This window comes from Halobellus sp. EA9 (assembly GCF_051195055.1).
Lineage (GTDB): Archaea > Halobacteriota > Halobacteria > Halobacteriales > Haloferacaceae > Haloquadratum > Haloquadratum rubicundus.
On the sequence record NZ_JBNTJW010000009.1, the window covers coordinates 112442 to 127044 of the forward strand.

A 14603-nucleotide genomic window follows, 5' to 3' on the forward strand; every position below is an offset into this window, starting at 1 on the left:
CAAGTTACTAATTGTAACAGAGAATATAGTTTTTCTGGTGATTATCGACGTTGTAGATCTTCTACGTTGAATATTACTCTCGCTTAACTAAACACAACCTATGGTATCACACTCCAATATTGGATTCAGATACATTGTGGCTTGATTGATCTAATCAACCACCAACCGAATCGACTTCATCGAGAGCTTCCGTAGCGACATCGCCTAACTCACCGGCTTCTATATGCGAGTATCGCTCCCGAACCATCTCTTCCGAATTATCTAGGTAACGGGCAGCCACAGTATATCCAAATGCCCGGACGAGAACCTCGCCCATCCCCCGGCGACCGCCGTGTGGTGCGAGATAGTCGTGCTTCGGATGGTCGATATCGATCTCCGCGGCTTCTGTGAGTCGCTGGAGCATTGAGCGGGCACCATCCGTCGTAATCGACGGCGGACGGATGTCCTCGTCGAGTGCCAGCAGGAGGTCGCGGGCGTACTCCCCACGTCGCTCGTCAATTGTCTCCGATGGCTCTCCCCGGTCGGCTAACTCCTCCTGTACGAGCTCTGCGAGCGTCCGCTGATCGAGTGTCGGGAATACGGGCCACCGTTCCGTCGGCGGGCCCATCAGTTTCCGGTAGCTCCGCAACGGAGAGATTACAGGATCGGGGAGAGAAGCAGCATCCCACTGCTGCTTTTTGCGATAGACGTCCATACTTCCGTCCTCGAGGTCGATGTCCTCCCATCGCACGCCACGACGGCGCGGGTCGTCGGGATCACGAAGGAGCTCCCCGACACGAACGGCGGTGTACGCGAGGACGACCACGAGCGCCCGGTCGCGGGCCGCTTTCAGCGCCGCGTACCGGGCTCGTTGCTTGTCGAGAGGGTCCACGTCATCGGGAAGGGTGGTGTATGCTTCGATGGCCTCACGCGCCTGTGCGTCAACGTGCCGGGTGAGCGCGTGGCGCTGCTCGGGGGTCCAGGCCTGCTGGTCGCCCGGCTTTCGGCCGTCGTCGTCGGGGAGCGGCGCGGTCGCGCTCGCTCGCTGAGCGTAGTGTGCTTCGAGATATCCCTCGTTGACACACCAGCCACACCACGCCGAGATGTAGGCGTAGTAGGTCTGGACGGTGTTCTGTTTGAGGCCACGGTCGCCAGCGAGATGTCGGGCGTATTCGCGGAAGACTCGCTCGTCGAGGTCCTCGAAGGTCGGATCGTGGTCGGCCTCCTCGGGAGTGATGCCGGTCCAATCGTCGTTGCCGCGCTCGCCGGCGGCCCACTCCACGAACCGCTCGAGCTCCCGGGCGGCGTTCCGGCGGTAGTTCCCGCCCTCGCCGCCGCGACCCTTACCCTTGTCTTGGAGATAGCGGTCAAAGGAACTCCGCAACGGCCGTGCTGCGGGTTCCTGTCCGGTGGTGTCGTCGATCATGCGGAATCAGGAACCTCCGAATAGTCCAAGTAGGAGATCGTGGCCGTCGTAACCTGGTCAGTGAACTCCCCGGTAACCGAGCCCTGTCGGCCGACGACGTGGAGGTCGTCTTTCAGTGTGGCCAGCGTCCAGGGGAGGACGTAGCTCTGCTGACCCGGTTCGCCGCGGACCCACGCCTCGCTCGGCACGGCGAAGCTGCCGGCGTGGTGGGATTGCGTCGTGAACGCGACGGCAATCGACTCCTCGTCGGGATAGGGCATCCGTTCGCCGGAAACGACCAGCCACGGCCGAGGATTCCCACCATCCGTTTTGAACGGGTCGGGAGCCCAAACAACAGTTCCGCGGTCAGCCATATGGAATCACGACTCCTCGCCGTCTTGCTCGGTTGTTGAATCGATAGGGTCGACAGCGGTCTCCATCCAGGCCTCAACGTCGTCGTCAGAGAACCCGCCGTCGATGTCGTCGGCCGTGGCAGCGCCGTGAAGCCCTGCCGACGCGACCGCGTGCTCGACGTCGGCGATCGTCCAGAAGCGGTCGCGGTGTTCGACGAGGCCGTGTTCCTCGAGACGCTTCAGCGTAGGGCCGACGCTCCCCTCGGGCACGTCGACGGCGTCGACGATCTCCCGCTGGCGAAACGCCTGGTCAGCGTGCTCGAGGAGGAACCGGTACACCGCGCCCTGGGTGGTGTCCGGCGCGAGGTCGGGGAGCGAGCGCCCGTCCTCGTCGATCGAGCGGAACTGGTCTTTTGAGATGGGCATCTTGAGTATTGGTTTGTATTAGAAGCCATTAGATCTTATTGGCAGGGTTCCTGATGTGAACAGAGAACTACCGCTGTTCGCGGACTTTTTCTAGCCGTTCAATATCCGGTGTCACGGCCATACACGGTGGTTGAGTTGAGTAAATTTATTCATAACTAACAAATATTTTACAAAAATAATATTATAATATCTGATTAATTTACAGCTGTTTTCTTTCTATGCGAACGTTGTACCTATACTAGCAATATACTGGAAGTTAATAATACATTACTTAAAACACACTAACACCAAAAAATCAATATTCCTATGTTAGAACCTCCGGGCGTCAGATCGAGGTGACGCGGGTGAAGTCGTCGTCGAGCGCCTGGGCGTCCTCGGGCAGCAGCGCGACCACGAGGAAGTCCGCGTAGTCCGCGAAGTACTCCACGAGCGCGGCGATGCGGTCCGAATCGATCGCCTCCAGGGAGTCCAACAGCATGAACGGCACCGTCTCGTGGAGGTCGTGGACGAGATAGCCCGCGAGCGCGAAGATCAGGCCCGTGACCTCGCGTTCGCTCTCCGAGAGGTGGTCGATCGTGTCCTCGTAGGCCGCCCCGTTGTCCGTCGTGCGGACAATGTGGAGCTCGAAGCGGGTCTGGGCCTCCCCCGAACTGCCCTCTTCGATCCGCTCGATCCAGATCCGCTCGATGTTCTCGTAGGCCAGGATGTCCAGGATCGACTCCATATGCTCGTTGAACGACTCGACGGCCTCGGCCTCGATCTGGTCGATCTTCGTCCGCTGATCGGTGAGCTGGTCGACCAGTTCCGCGCGCTTCTCGCGGAGCTCGTCCGCGCGCTCGACGTCGGCCTCGATCTCTTCGATCTCGTCGGTGACCTCCTCGAGGTCTGATTCGAGGCTGTCGATCTCGAACTCCAGCTGATTGGCTTCCTTGTGGAGCGAGAGGATCTCCTCGAAGTCCGCGGACTCGAGGTTCTCGACCTCGGATTCGAGGGCCTCAACCTCGTCAGTCAGTGATTCGCGCTGGTCTTTCAGCGAATCGATCTGCTCGTTCCGCCGGTCGAGCTCGTCCTCGATGTCGTCGATCTTGCGCTCGATTTCGGTGCGGCGGCGCTGCTTCTGGTTCGCCTCGCGCTGTTCTTCCTTCCGGGACTCGAGGTCGCTCTTGACGGTGTTGAGCTGTTCGACCTTCTCGCTCCGGAGGTCCTTGAGCCGCTCGATGGTGGACTCGATCTGCTCGCGGTCGACCGAGGAGCCGCAGGTCCAGCAGACGACGGTCTCGGCGTCCTCGCCGACGAGCTGGTCGGTGACGGATCCCCCGCCGTTCTCGGCGGCGGCGCCGCCGTCCTGCAGGAGTTCGTAATCTTCGGCTTCGAGGCGATCCTCGTTGTACTGGATGAGGCTGCGGAGCTCGTTGATCTCGCTGTTGAGGTCCTGGCGCTGCGAGCGGAGCCGCTCGATCTCGGATTCGAGGTCGCGGTGGTCGTCCATCGGGGTTTCGGGGAGTTCCTCGAGGTCGTCTTCGAGTTCGCTCCGTTCGCGCTTCAGCGAGGAGATGCTGTCCTCCTGGCGCTCGATCTTGCGGCGGACGGACTCCAGGTCCGAGCGGGTCTCGCGGAGCTCCTGGAGTCTCTCTTCGAGCTCGGCCTGTTCCTTGCGCCCCTGTTCGACGTCGCGACTGCTGTCTTCGATCTCGTCTTCGAGGTCGGCGAGCTCCTCGCGCTTGTCTTCGATCTTCTCCCGAAGGTCGTTGCGCTCGCGTTCGAGGTCGGGGAGTTCCCGTTTCTCGGATTCGATGCGGGCGAGTTCGTCGTTGATCTCGCCCTTCTCGTCTTCGAGGCGGCGGATCTCCGCGCGGATGGCCTCGACGTCGACGGGGCGCATGATGACGTCCCGCAGTTGGGCGTCGCGGGCGGCCGCTTGACGGGCGTCGTTGGTCTCGAGCAGGAAGGCGAAGAGGTCGGCGACCTCGGGGTCGTCGAGGTAGGCGTCGCCCTCGAACTGGACGCCGTCGCCGACGCGTTTGACGGTTCGCTCGTAGGTGGTGTCGCCGAGGGTGAGTTCGACGCGACCCTGGTCGGCGTCGCCTTTGAGCGCGACGCGGTCGCTGCCCATCACGCACATAATCGAGCGGAGAAACGACGTACGATTGGTGGCGTTCTTGCCGGTCAGCACGGTCACGCCGGGCGGAATATCGACTTCAGTCCGATCGATCCCACCGATGTTCTCGACCGAGAAGTGGGCGGCGTCGGTTATTTGCTTGAATGTCGCCATTGGTGCCAGTTTGTGCTGTTAAACTAAATGATTGGTGGTGATTCAGCAAATGCTAAATATTGAAATACCAAGTGATATAATGGAGAGGTGTTGCCACAGCGGGATTCTCATGGAGTCACCCTCACAGCGTGATTCGGTTAGATATACGACTGTAGGTGGCTGACTGTTCACAGAGCGAAATCCGAATCTTCTGAAGAAATCGATTGTGTCAAACATATGGTTGAATGCTGGTATGCTGTCGAAACGGACTCGAAGTCGTTTTCAGTTATTTCGTGGTCGAGTTCAAGCAAACGGCTCCGAATTCGATTGAGACGTGGGTTTTCTCCAGAAAGCGACATTGATTTTTTTTCGATCGCGTTAGCGACGGCCACCTCAGCATCGGCCAGGTTCGCTTCTAATCGTGATAGCTTCCCCTCATCGGGATATCCACACATCCGTGCGTATGAGAGATATTTCCGGGCATTTGATGATATTTTGATTGCTTGTTTGCCGTGATGTCGAATCTGTGAACTACTGTTGTAATCCCACTGGATCTCAACCGCTTCCTCGTCAAGCATCTGAATGAGGAACTGGGCCTTCGCGACCGACGCCTCGGAAGCAGACATAGAGGGATCAATATCGGAGCGTGCGTCGATACCGACGAGGACCGTTCTTTCAGCGGGGTTGTATGCACTCGATGGATACGCACCGGCACCGATCACGCCGATCCCCAACAGCAATAGTACGACAGTAGCCACTACCAACAACACTCTCGGGCCCTTCCGAATTGATGGGGTGGAAAACGGGTCCACGGCCGAGGGTTCGAGAGTGATCGAGCAGATGTCTTCGAGTCTCGCCGCCAGTTTTTGCGTTTGTTCGTTCGTACCGGTTACTACGAGCGTCCCGGATTCCGTTACCCGAATATATGATTTGTGAAATCCGGTATGAACGATTTCTACCCCGTCGGTTTCGGAAAACTGGGTCGATCGAACCGCATCGTACGTATCATCGTCCGGCAAACGCTCAATAATCTCGTCTAAAATATTTGCTTCTGAATCGACAGGCGAATTCGAGGTAAAGACACCTCCGTGGCTGGATGTGTTTGTATTCCACCAATATCTGAAACGGAAGTCACCAATAGCGACCCACCGCCGCGCTCGGATATAGAAGAATGGTAACAACGCGGCAGCGACTCCTACCAGGGCTGCCTCGGCAAATGGCCGTATACCTTGAGTGGCGCTATATTCGGTGAATGCCCAGAAGGATACTGTGACGAGACATCCTCCCGACAGCGTTGTAAATAGTCGGAAACGTGTCACCATTTTATCTTAACTCTGGCCAAACGCGCGCTTGATCTTCCCGAGAAGGCCCACGTCCCGGCTGTTTACTTCCCGTTCCAGAACGGGATCGAATATCCGATCGAGATCTTTCCGACTGTCGATCTGGTTCGCATCGACGTTTTCGAGCAACTCCGCGACCGTGATCGAATTCCCATCCTCGTCGATTTCCACATCCGCTAAGGCGTGTTCCCGTTCTAATCGCTGTACTTTGACGGGATACGACCACCCGGAGTCCTCAATGAGTTCGTGGATCGCGTCTGTTCCGTGTTCCATACCTATGTTACGGTGATATCTATTTAAATTAGTTTCCCACGGGGAAATCAGACCGTGTACGACCCGAGGCGTCTCACTCGTGTTCTTCTACGGGAGTAAACTGAGAGAGGTCGACGTCCGGATAAAAAATGGCATCAAGCGTCAACAGCTGCTCTGTGATGGCCCGAGCCGTCTCAATCGCTTGCGAGAAGACACGCCGGGGTTCGATGATGCCTTCCTCCCAAGGGTCGAGCGGAGCACCCGTGTCGAGATCGATTCCCGTTCCACGGCCGTCTTCGGCGGCTGTAAGCGTAGCGACCGTGTCGATGGGATCGAGCCCGGCGTTCCGGGCCAGGATTCGCAGGTAATCCTCGAGTGCATTCGTGTATTCCGTCACGGCGAGCTGCGTTCGATCCGGCACGGACCACCGATCTTGCCGCCAACTCCTGATGACCGAGCTAGCCGGGGCTCCTGCACCGGGAAGGACCTGTTTGTCCATCGCCGCAACGGCACCCACTTCGATCGCCTTCGAGACGATGCGTTCGTGTCGGCGCCCAGTCGAATCGAGACCGACGGGGATAACGAGCGTGAACGCTGTCCCTTCGCACTCCGCGAAGATCGTCCATTTTTCGTCCTCACGGACGATTTCGCGAACGCTACCGGCTGTTCCGAGAACCTCCAAGGAGAGATCGCTCAACGAGGACATGACTGCCCCTCCGGTCGCCTCGGCGAGACGGTGAATGTCCTCTTTCGGATATTTCACCCCGTCGATCGTAGTTACACCAGCATTCGCGAGTGCCTTCTGGATCGGTACGTCGATCCGGTCTTGAGACACGAGGATATCGACCCCCGACTCTGCGAGATTACGCGCTAGTTCCTCGCAGCGCTGTTGGTACACGTTCCGGTCCCGAGTAAGTTGTCCGGGTGACGTGGCTCGGTCCTCAGTTGTCGGCGTCGTCGTCTCTGCGACCGTGATTTCCTGATCTAGAAGTGCGACAGTTACATCGTTTCGAACGCCCTCGATGGACGGTGTCCAATCGAAGTCCGTATGTGACCTCTCGTCTTCCTCAATCGCTATTGGTCGACGTGATGCGATAACGCCCTGATAGAGTTCTTGATCGAGGTCGGTCACCGCCCGTACGTCAATCATCTCTGTATCGAGCCACGCTCCATCTGTCGCGGAAGCAAGCGCACCCACGGTCTCGGCGGCGTATCGTGCGTAATCCGACCTGACATCATCTGAAAGAGTGTCCGTCATCGCAGTTCGCGCGACGTGCTCAAGGATCTCCTGATCCGTTGGCGCACACTCGCGGGCGAGGTCATCAAGTATATCTCCCGTATGTGATGCGGCGATCGCATAGCCGGAAACCACGGTGTTTGGGTGGATTCCCGAATCGATGAGGTCGAGCCCCCGATCCACTAAGGCCTCAGCGAGTATAACTGAGGTAGCCGTACCGTCACCAAGAGATCGCTGCATCGCATCGACCGAATCGATAAACAACGCGGCGACTGGATCGTTGAACCCGTCTCCCCGGTGTATTGCATCGATAATCTGATCCGCGTCTGCAGTAATGACCGTTTCCGGGCGATCTTGATAATCTCGGGTGCGGATCATCTTCTCCAAGGACTCCGGCCCGAGAGACGACCGAACGATCGATCCGACCCCGTGTGTACTCTCTCGAACGTACTCTCGAACCTCCTTGTCCTGGATTATCCACTCTTGATCCTCTGGCGGGCCGAGATCGCGCTTGTCGGCTCGTGCATCCATATCTCGCTATATACGTCAGGGATACATAATAGTTGACAGCGACTCCCCGACCTCCCGTTCATCCGGTCTGCCTCAGTTACAGTTAATTATATATACTAAGAGAACGGTTCTCGAAAACACGTAGCTAATAATGTCAGACCTCGAGTTCGACGAAGTCACGAAAGTATTCGACGATTCGGAGGGAACGATCGTCGCTGTAGAGGAACTTGATTTACACATCGACGACGGGGAGTTCGTCGCCTTCGTCGGTCCATCCGGCTGTGGCAAATCGACAACGCTCCGGATGGTCGCCGGTCTTGAAACCATCACCGACGGAGAAATACGACTCGGCGATAAGGTCATCAACGACGTCTCACCGAAGGACCGCGACATCGCGATGGTCTTCCAAGACTACGCACTGTACCCCCACAAAACCGTTCGAGAGAATATGGGATATGGCCTGCGTATCGGGACTGATCTCGGCGATGAAGAGATCAACCGTCGAATTGAGGAAGCTGCTGAGATGATGGGTATCGAATCCCTGTTGAATAAGAAACCCGGATCGCTCTCCGGGGGACAACAGCAGCGGGTTGCAACCGGCCGTGCGATCGTTCAGGAGCCATCGGTGTTTCTGTTCGACGAACCGCTGTCGAATCTCGATGCAAAGCTCCGGAAGCATATGCGCACCGAGCTCTCTCGGCTCCATTCCGAACTCGAAATCACGACGATCTACGTCACCCACGACCAGGAAGAGGCGATGACGATGGCGGACAAGATCGTGATCCTGGATCAGGGGAAACTTCAGCAGATGGGTCCTCCGAAGAAGGTCTACTACGAGCCGGCAAACAGGTTCGTCGCGGATTTCATCGGGTCACCGAGTATGAATTTCTTCGATACGAGATTCCGTCGTGACGGAGACGGATCGGGTATATTCGAGTGCGAGGGAGGGTTCGAATATCGAGTCTCCGAACAGATGGCAGACGATCTTGAGACGGCGGATTCGACGGAATTCGAGATCGGTATCCGACCGGAGAATATGCGGATCGATTCGAACGCACCTTCGGAAAAATCGGTCGAGACAACAGTTGATGTTGTCGAAGTGGTTGGATCGAATAACTTTATTTACCTAGATCTGGTTGACGAGGAGACCTGCGTTCGGACCCCGTCGGAGATCGAACCGGAGGAGGGCGAAACGGTTACCGTGACCTTCGATGAGGAGGATCTCCACGTGTTCGACCGACAATCGGGAAATACGATTCTTCACGGACACGAACAGGGGCTATCCACGACGGACGAATCGAGCCCGGTCCAAGGGCAAATTTAGGGTCCTAGCGGCGTACAGCAGTTTTTTCGTCACTTTAAATCGGAAAATTTCTGGAGTAAGGCCTTCTCGGTGTTGAGATAGCAGCTATTGTGGCCACGTGCTATTTTGTTGTCTAACCATCGACTAAATCATATTACGTACTCAATGAAATTAGTTCGCGTTTAGCTGGTCTGGGAGAACAGAGTCGGAATTATATATTTGGACTCTGAAATGGGGGGTATGGCAGTCTTGGCAGCAACCAATGGAGAGTCAGTACCGGATAAAGCTATTACAATCGCCGCAGATCTCGCGCACCAGTACGGAGAAGAGCTCATAGTGCTTCACGTGATGCCCACTGATGTCTTTGAGGCGCATCAGAAGTCTTCTGGAGATGAACCCTCGAATGTCGCACTTACTTTCGCTCCCGAAGTGTCTTATCAACAGGGGGATGGGCGGAACAGAGCGTCCAGTAGTAGTGGAAAACAATACACGATCGACTATGCGGAACGTGATGCTGCAAGCGTTTCAGAAGACGTGACAAAGCAGTCTGTCGAAAGCCCCGGCGAAACCTCCTATGAGGGACGGGTAGGAAATCCAATTGAGGAGATCCTCGACGTTGCGAGTCGCAAAGACCCGCGATATATCGTTCTGGGAGGACGAAAGCGGTCGCCCGCCGGGAAAGCGATCTTTGGCAGCGTAACTCAATCAGTGTTACTGGAAGCTGAAAGGCCGGTTGTCACCGTATTGAATGAGGAGTAATCAGGTACGATCGGTCAACATAGTCTCAGATGGATTCGATGACCACAGCGGTGTCTCACTAGAGAGGGAGATGCTGTCAACGATCGCGTCCTGACACCCGGTGTCCCGGGGTCGGGGAAGGGGACTCTGTGCGACCGCATCAGCTGAAGTCAATCAGCGAGAGATCATCCATACACCACAAATATTTTGTATAATTAGGAAAGACTCCTCATCGGACGTATGGCAAGTCGTAACGAAGAGCGGAGAATGGAGATACGCCAAAAATATGGCTTAGAAGAAACGACTGTTCTCGATAGGTTACGAGAACACAAAACAGACTACTTATTCATCGCAGTCCCCGTCATCGCATTCGCGATGTTCTTTTATTATCCAATATTCCGGGGGCTCTGGATGACGCTTCACCGTATTCAACTCGGAGGGGAGAATCTCTGGGTAGGACTCCAGAACTACCAGTGGCTTCTCACTAACGACCTGTTCATATTCGCACTGGGCTGGTCATGTGTGTTCGTTGCCTGTTCGACGTTTCTCCAGCTCTCTGTCGGGATGCTGCTCGCGCTGTTGTTGAACGAGCTTCGAGGCTGGCGAGAACGGTGGGCGACAGCATCGCTGATGGCTCCGTACTTTAGTGCTCCACTCGTCGGGGGTATCATTTGGGCTTGGTTCCTGGACCCCAGTTATGGGTTCGTGGCCCAAATATTCCAAATGTTCGGGCTGCAGCCGATTCGGTTCCTCTCGGGAACGTTCTGGCCGTACGTTTCCCTCATTGTCGCACAGACGTGGCACGACTACGCGTACGCCGGAATCATCTACGCTGCTGCTCTCAAGTCGATACCGGCGTCGCAGTATGAGGCGGCAGCGCTCAATGGGGCCGGACGGATCCGGCGGTTTTTCGGTGTGACGTTACCTCATCTCAAGATTCCCACGATTATTATTCTGGCAATCAGAACCGCGTGGAACTTTGCCGAGTTCGCGCAACCATTCGTCCTCACTGGCGGTGGGCCCGGCACTCGAACGATGCTATTGAGTATTCTTATTTATCGAGTAGCGTTCCTGCAAACGTTCTTCGGACGGGCCTACGCGATTGGGATCGTTATGCTGCTTATTTCGATCACCTCCGCTGTCCTGTACATTACGCTGATTAGCGAAGAAGAAGATATGTACCTCTGAGAAACAATGATTGACGCAAACAAACGAAATCGATCTGTACTGTACGCTGGATTACTGGCATTTGCACTCGTGGGATTCCTTCCCTATCTATGGATCATCCGGACGTCGCTGCTAACGAATATCGCAGCGATCAATCCTGACCTGCCGATACTTATCCTCCCGTGGAAGGACTACTTCACTTTCAGTAGCTACGTTGACGTGTGGAACAGTTACAATATGCTCAGATATTTCGGAAACAGTATCTTTATCTCCATTTCGGCGACTATTATCGCCCTTCTCATCTCCATTCCCGGAGCGTACGCGTTCGCTCGTCGGGATTTCCCGGGGCGGAAAGTCATTTTCTACACGGCTGTGTTCACAGTGATGTTCCCCTCAATCGTGCTGTTCATCCCGGTCTATGAGCTGTTCTACTGGCTCGAACTCGTGAATACCTACTTTGGGCTGATTCTGGGAATGGGTGTCTTCGTGATGCCGCTGGCAATCTGGCTCCTTCAGGGGTTCTTCAGGCAGGGGATCCCACCGAATATTGAAGAGGCGGCGAAGCTTGATGGGCTTACCGACCTCACGGCATTCCTCAGGATCGTCTTACCCCTCAGTGCACCCGCAGTGGCTGTCACTGCTCTGTTCTCGTTCCTCAATGCGTGGAACAACTTCCTTTGGGTGTACCTGCTCACTAGCGATGCCGAAAAACGTACCGCGACAGTGGCATTATACTACCTTACTGCGGGGGATACGCTTCGACAGTGGAACCAGATTATGGCCGCCGTTGTGATGCTCGTCCTCCCGGCCGTCCTGTTCTATGGGTTGGTCCAAGGCCGCGTCGGGGAGGGTATGGGAGCAGCGTAGTTAACACTCCGCGGTATTCTCTGGCGCAGTTTTTTGATTCTGTCCCCCGAACCTCCCAATTCAAGCGTGACCATCCGTGTTCGGTTAACACTCCTAGTAATATCCTGTGTGGTTCGAGATTGTCCGAGTCGGGCGTACGCGGCGGAATCGACCGATGCTCACCCCCCGTAGAACCGTCGTTTCGAGCGTAACCGAACACCAATGAAGCGTGACAGTAGAGACGATTTCCTCGCCGGTGCTGACGACGGACAACCGTGGTGTTTCAGAGACGAGGTGTCGCTCGTCACTCAGAGCGTCCAATTCTATTGTTTCCACTATCTTCGGGTTGGTCTCTCCACAGCGGCTTTTCGACGATCACCGTACTGAACGGGAGCAAGATCCCAAACTCTTATTATAGATGATTTTACTCATTCACTTATGGCCGAGTCAGTACAAGCAAGCCGTGAGAAAGCAGCTTCGGACAGAATCCGAGTCGGATTCCGAACGCAGGAGTTCACAGATCAACGACTCCGTTTCATCAAGCAATTAGGAGTCAGTGATATTTTCCTTGACCATTCGGAGGTCGAGGAGGAACCGGACGAGTTCATTGACAACTCGAGCGCGGGGAGGACTGACCGACTCACGCTGGCGGGGAGCACAATCCCTTCAGTCGAAGATCTGATCCAGGCACGGACGAAGATCGAAGATGCGGGCCTCCGGTTGTCAGGCATTCATTCACTCCCCTATTCCGTGTATGGGGACATAATGTTCGGGCGGGAGGGACAGACAGAGCAGATCGAACTCGTGAAGGACCTAATCAGAAATATGGGCAAAGCGAAGATTCCCATCCTCGGGTATCAGTGGAACCCGAGGGGGCTTGTCCCAATGCGGACCTCGATGACCCGACGGATTCGCGGTGGTGCTCGGGCAACGGGCTTCGATATGGCTGATATAGATCACCCCGAGGAGCCTTTTGGTGAGGACAGCGAGGACTACTCCGAAGAGGAATTTTGGGATAATTACGAACATTTCCTTGAAGAGGTACTCCCCGTCGCGGAGGAACACGGGGTCAGGATGGCTGTCCATCCAGCTGATCCACCAGTTATAGAAAAAATGGGTGGAATACCACGTCTCCTCAGAGATTTCGAGAGTTTCAAACGAGCTATGGAACTCGTGCCAAGCGATAACCATGGACTGAAACTCTGTCTTGGATGCTTCTCCCAGATGGGCGAAGACGTCGAAGAGGTGATTCGGTACTTCGGGAAGCGCGATCAGATCGTCTTCGTTCACTTCCGTGACGTTTCCGGGACGATGCCGTCGTTCACCGAGACGTTCATCGACAAGGGGAACTACGACGAGTACGACGTCCTGCGCACGCTCGACGAGGTCGGCTTCACCGGAGCCCTCCTGCCCGATCACGTCCCGAGGATGGAAGGCGATTCTCAGTGGGGTCACCGAGCAAATTCGTTTACTGCAGGGTACATACGTGGGATGATTAAGGCGATGTACAGCGAAAAATAGCGAACGGACCCGGTTCCGAGACACCGCATCACTCGGATGTTTCGGTCGATGAACCGACTAGACCTCCCCAAATCGACCTATTGTTTGTCTATTAAGAGAAATATTTTTATGGTAGGACATTATCACGATAGTCGTATATGCCCCTCACTGACCAGAAAGTGAAGTCGAGACTCAAAAGTGTGTCTGCCGGCCTGCTGACGCCTTTTGACGCGGAAGGTAAGATTCGTCACGACGACCTCCGATCGAACATTCGTTCGCTGTACCAGCAGGGAATCAGGTCGTTTCTCGCTGTTGCGAACATCAGTGAGTATCACTCACTATCTCAGGAGGAACGGATTGCGTTAGCGGAAACGAGCGTTGAAGAGATCCCATCGGACGCCGCAGTCTTGGCGGGTGTTGGTGGAAGTACCGGGGACGCGACTGAACTCATCCGCGCGTACGACCGCATTGGCGTCGACGCGATGATGATTATGCCCCCGGATCACAGCTATATCCACGAACGAGGACTGCTTCAGTACTACTCCGAGCTCTCTAAAGCCACAGACAGGCCGCTCGTTCCCTACGTCAAGGGATTCGACCCTTCGGTCGAGTATCTCGCTGATCTGACGAGGGTGGACGGCGTGATCGGCATCAAATATGCCATCGCGAACCCATCGAAGCTCGGCTCCGCCGCTGAGAGAGGAGCCGACGATGTCGTGTGGGTCGACGGACTCGCCGAACCGTTCGCCGTTGCCGCCTGGGCGGAAGGCGCTGAAGGGTTTTCAGCGGGCGTCAGCAACTTCCGTCCGGAAGTCGGACTTGCTCTATACGATGCACTCAAAAACGGCAACTGGGAACGAGCACGACGACTGCGGAATATCTGTTTGCCCTTCCAGCGGTTGCGGGAGCGTACCGGGGCGAATAACACGATCTCTGCTGCGGCGAGTATTCCCACAGTCAAGAAGGGTCTCGAACTCTCCGGCCTGCACGGTGGCCACGTCCGGGAGCCTCTCGAATCGCTTTCTGAGACAGATGAACGTCGAGTTGAGGAAGTATACCAGCAGCTGGATGAGGATATCGAGCGTCTCGTTGAACAACCAACCACCCACTGACCACCATTCCCAATCGAGCGAGAACACCGTACGCTGGCTCAAAGCCGGCATCCATTCGATCGACCGACGGTCCGGTGACCTCTCTCGAACGAACGTGAATTCTCTTTTCTTGAGGTCATATCGTAACTCACGCGACGATACCCTGCGGCTTGTCGCTAGTGGGTGATTGCGAACCGCAGAGCGT

13 protein-coding genes are annotated in these 14603 nt (G+C 55.9%); 6 read left to right on the forward strand and 7 right to left on the reverse strand.

Annotation, left to right across the window (positions count from 1 at the left end):
- Nucleotides 1-154: 154 nt before the first annotated feature.
- The 7 genes from ACQUQ0_RS12870 to ACQUQ0_RS12900 form a co-directional block, all read right to left on the reverse strand.
- The gene (locus ACQUQ0_RS12870) at nucleotides 155-1405 is read right to left on the reverse strand and encodes a phage integrase SAM-like domain-containing protein (RefSeq protein WP_435185592.1); all 1251 of its coding nucleotides are present in this window, start codon (nucleotides 1403-1405) and stop codon (nucleotides 155-157) included.
- Nucleotides 1402-1758 carry a hypothetical protein gene (locus ACQUQ0_RS12875; RefSeq protein WP_435185594.1) on the reverse strand — a complete coding sequence of 119 codons (357 nt, stop codon included), beginning with the start codon at nucleotides 1756-1758 and terminating at the stop codon, nucleotides 1402-1404. Before ACQUQ0_RS12875 ends, ACQUQ0_RS12870 begins: the two co-directional genes overlap by 4 nt.
- A gap of 6 nt (nucleotides 1759-1764) precedes the next feature.
- The gene (locus ACQUQ0_RS12880) at nucleotides 1765-2163 is read right to left on the reverse strand and encodes a helix-turn-helix transcriptional regulator (RefSeq protein ID WP_435185596.1); all 399 of its coding nucleotides are present in this window, start codon (nucleotides 2161-2163) and stop codon (nucleotides 1765-1767) included.
- A 325-nt stretch (nucleotides 2164-2488) separates the two neighbouring features.
- Nucleotides 2489-4435: an archaea-specific SMC-related protein gene (locus ACQUQ0_RS12885; protein ID WP_435185598.1), complete on the reverse strand. Its 1947-nt coding sequence runs from the start codon at nucleotides 4433-4435 to the stop codon at nucleotides 2489-2491.
- Nucleotides 4436-4602: 167 nt separating this feature from the next.
- Nucleotides 4603-5736, reverse strand: a complete 1134-nt coding sequence (locus tag ACQUQ0_RS12890; RefSeq protein ID WP_435185600.1) for a hypothetical protein — start codon at nucleotides 5734-5736, stop codon at nucleotides 4603-4605.
- Between the two features lie 6 nt (nucleotides 5737-5742).
- Nucleotides 5743-6027, reverse strand: a complete 285-nt coding sequence (locus tag ACQUQ0_RS12895) for a hypothetical protein (protein WP_435185602.1) — start codon at nucleotides 6025-6027, stop codon at nucleotides 5743-5745.
- Between the two features lie 73 nt (nucleotides 6028-6100).
- On the reverse strand, nucleotides 6101-7774 hold the full coding sequence (locus ACQUQ0_RS12900) for a TCP-1/cpn60 chaperonin family protein (RefSeq protein ID WP_435185603.1): 1674 nt from the start codon (nucleotides 7772-7774) through the stop codon (nucleotides 6101-6103).
- A 130-nt stretch (nucleotides 7775-7904) separates the two neighbouring features.
- Between ACQUQ0_RS12900 and ACQUQ0_RS12905 the strand changes: the two genes are divergently transcribed.
- The 6 genes from ACQUQ0_RS12905 to ACQUQ0_RS12930 all read left to right on the forward strand — a co-directional run bounded on the left by ACQUQ0_RS12905 (nucleotide 7905) and on the right by ACQUQ0_RS12930 (nucleotide 14419).
- The gene (locus ACQUQ0_RS12905) at nucleotides 7905-9077 is read left to right on the forward strand and encodes an ABC transporter ATP-binding protein (RefSeq protein ID WP_435185604.1); all 1173 of its coding nucleotides are present in this window, start codon (nucleotides 7905-7907) and stop codon (nucleotides 9075-9077) included.
- A 219-nt stretch (nucleotides 9078-9296) separates the two neighbouring features.
- A complete protein-coding gene (locus tag ACQUQ0_RS12910) occupies nucleotides 9297-9815 on the forward strand; it encodes a universal stress protein (RefSeq protein ID WP_435185606.1) in 519 nt (172 codons plus the stop codon).
- Nucleotides 9816-10034: 219 nt separating this feature from the next.
- A complete protein-coding gene (locus tag ACQUQ0_RS12915; protein WP_435185607.1) occupies nucleotides 10035-10982 on the forward strand; it encodes a carbohydrate ABC transporter permease in 948 nt (315 codons plus the stop codon).
- Between the two features lie 6 nt (nucleotides 10983-10988).
- Nucleotides 10989-11828 carry a carbohydrate ABC transporter permease gene (locus tag ACQUQ0_RS12920; RefSeq protein WP_435185609.1) on the forward strand — a complete coding sequence of 280 codons (840 nt, stop codon included), beginning with the start codon at nucleotides 10989-10991 and terminating at the stop codon, nucleotides 11826-11828.
- A gap of 417 nt (nucleotides 11829-12245) precedes the next feature.
- Nucleotides 12246-13328: a mannonate dehydratase gene (locus ACQUQ0_RS12925; protein ID WP_435185611.1), complete on the forward strand. Its 1083-nt coding sequence runs from the start codon at nucleotides 12246-12248 to the stop codon at nucleotides 13326-13328.
- A 137-nt stretch (nucleotides 13329-13465) separates the two neighbouring features.
- Nucleotides 13466-14419, forward strand: coding sequence for a dihydrodipicolinate synthase family protein (locus ACQUQ0_RS12930; RefSeq protein WP_435185613.1), 954 nt, complete (start codon nucleotides 13466-13468; stop codon nucleotides 14417-14419).
- The last annotated feature ends 184 nt before the right edge of the window (nucleotides 14420-14603 follow it).

Excerpts from the sequence above, each read along its gene's own strand:
- ACQUQ0_RS12910 (WP_435185606.1), top strand. The coding sequence starts at position 9,297 with ATGGCAGTCTTGGCAGCAACCAATGGAGAGTCAGTACCGGATAAAGCT.
- ACQUQ0_RS12875 (WP_435185594.1), bottom strand. The coding sequence starts at position 1,758 with ATGGCTGACCGCGGAACTGTTGTTTGGGCTCCCGACCCGTTCAAAACG.
- ACQUQ0_RS12905 (WP_435185604.1), top strand. The coding sequence starts at position 7,905 with ATGTCAGACCTCGAGTTCGACGAAGTCACGAAAGTATTCGACGATTCG.
- ACQUQ0_RS12895 (WP_435185602.1), bottom strand. The coding sequence starts at position 6,027 with ATGGAACACGGAACAGACGCGATCCACGAACTCATTGAGGACTCCGGG.
- ACQUQ0_RS12920 (WP_435185609.1), top strand. The coding sequence starts at position 10,989 with ATGATTGACGCAAACAAACGAAATCGATCTGTACTGTACGCTGGATTA.
- ACQUQ0_RS12870 (WP_435185592.1), bottom strand. The coding sequence starts at position 1,405 with ATGATCGACGACACCACCGGACAGGAACCCGCAGCACGGCCGTTGCGG.
- ACQUQ0_RS12915 (WP_435185607.1), top strand. The coding sequence starts at position 10,035 with ATGGCAAGTCGTAACGAAGAGCGGAGAATGGAGATACGCCAAAAATAT.
- ACQUQ0_RS12880 (WP_435185596.1), bottom strand. The coding sequence starts at position 2,163 with ATGCCCATCTCAAAAGACCAGTTCCGCTCGATCGACGAGGACGGGCGC.
- ACQUQ0_RS12885 (WP_435185598.1), bottom strand. The coding sequence starts at position 4,435 with ATGGCGACATTCAAGCAAATAACCGACGCCGCCCACTTCTCGGTCGAG.
- ACQUQ0_RS12930 (WP_435185613.1), top strand. The coding sequence starts at position 13,466 with ATGCCCCTCACTGACCAGAAAGTGAAGTCGAGACTCAAAAGTGTGTCT.
- ACQUQ0_RS12890 (WP_435185600.1), bottom strand. The coding sequence starts at position 5,736 with ATGGTGACACGTTTCCGACTATTTACAACGCTGTCGGGAGGATGTCTC.
- ACQUQ0_RS12900 (WP_435185603.1), bottom strand. The coding sequence starts at position 7,774 with ATGGATGCACGAGCCGACAAGCGCGATCTCGGCCCGCCAGAGGATCAA.
- ACQUQ0_RS12925 (WP_435185611.1), top strand. The coding sequence starts at position 12,246 with ATGGCCGAGTCAGTACAAGCAAGCCGTGAGAAAGCAGCTTCGGACAGA.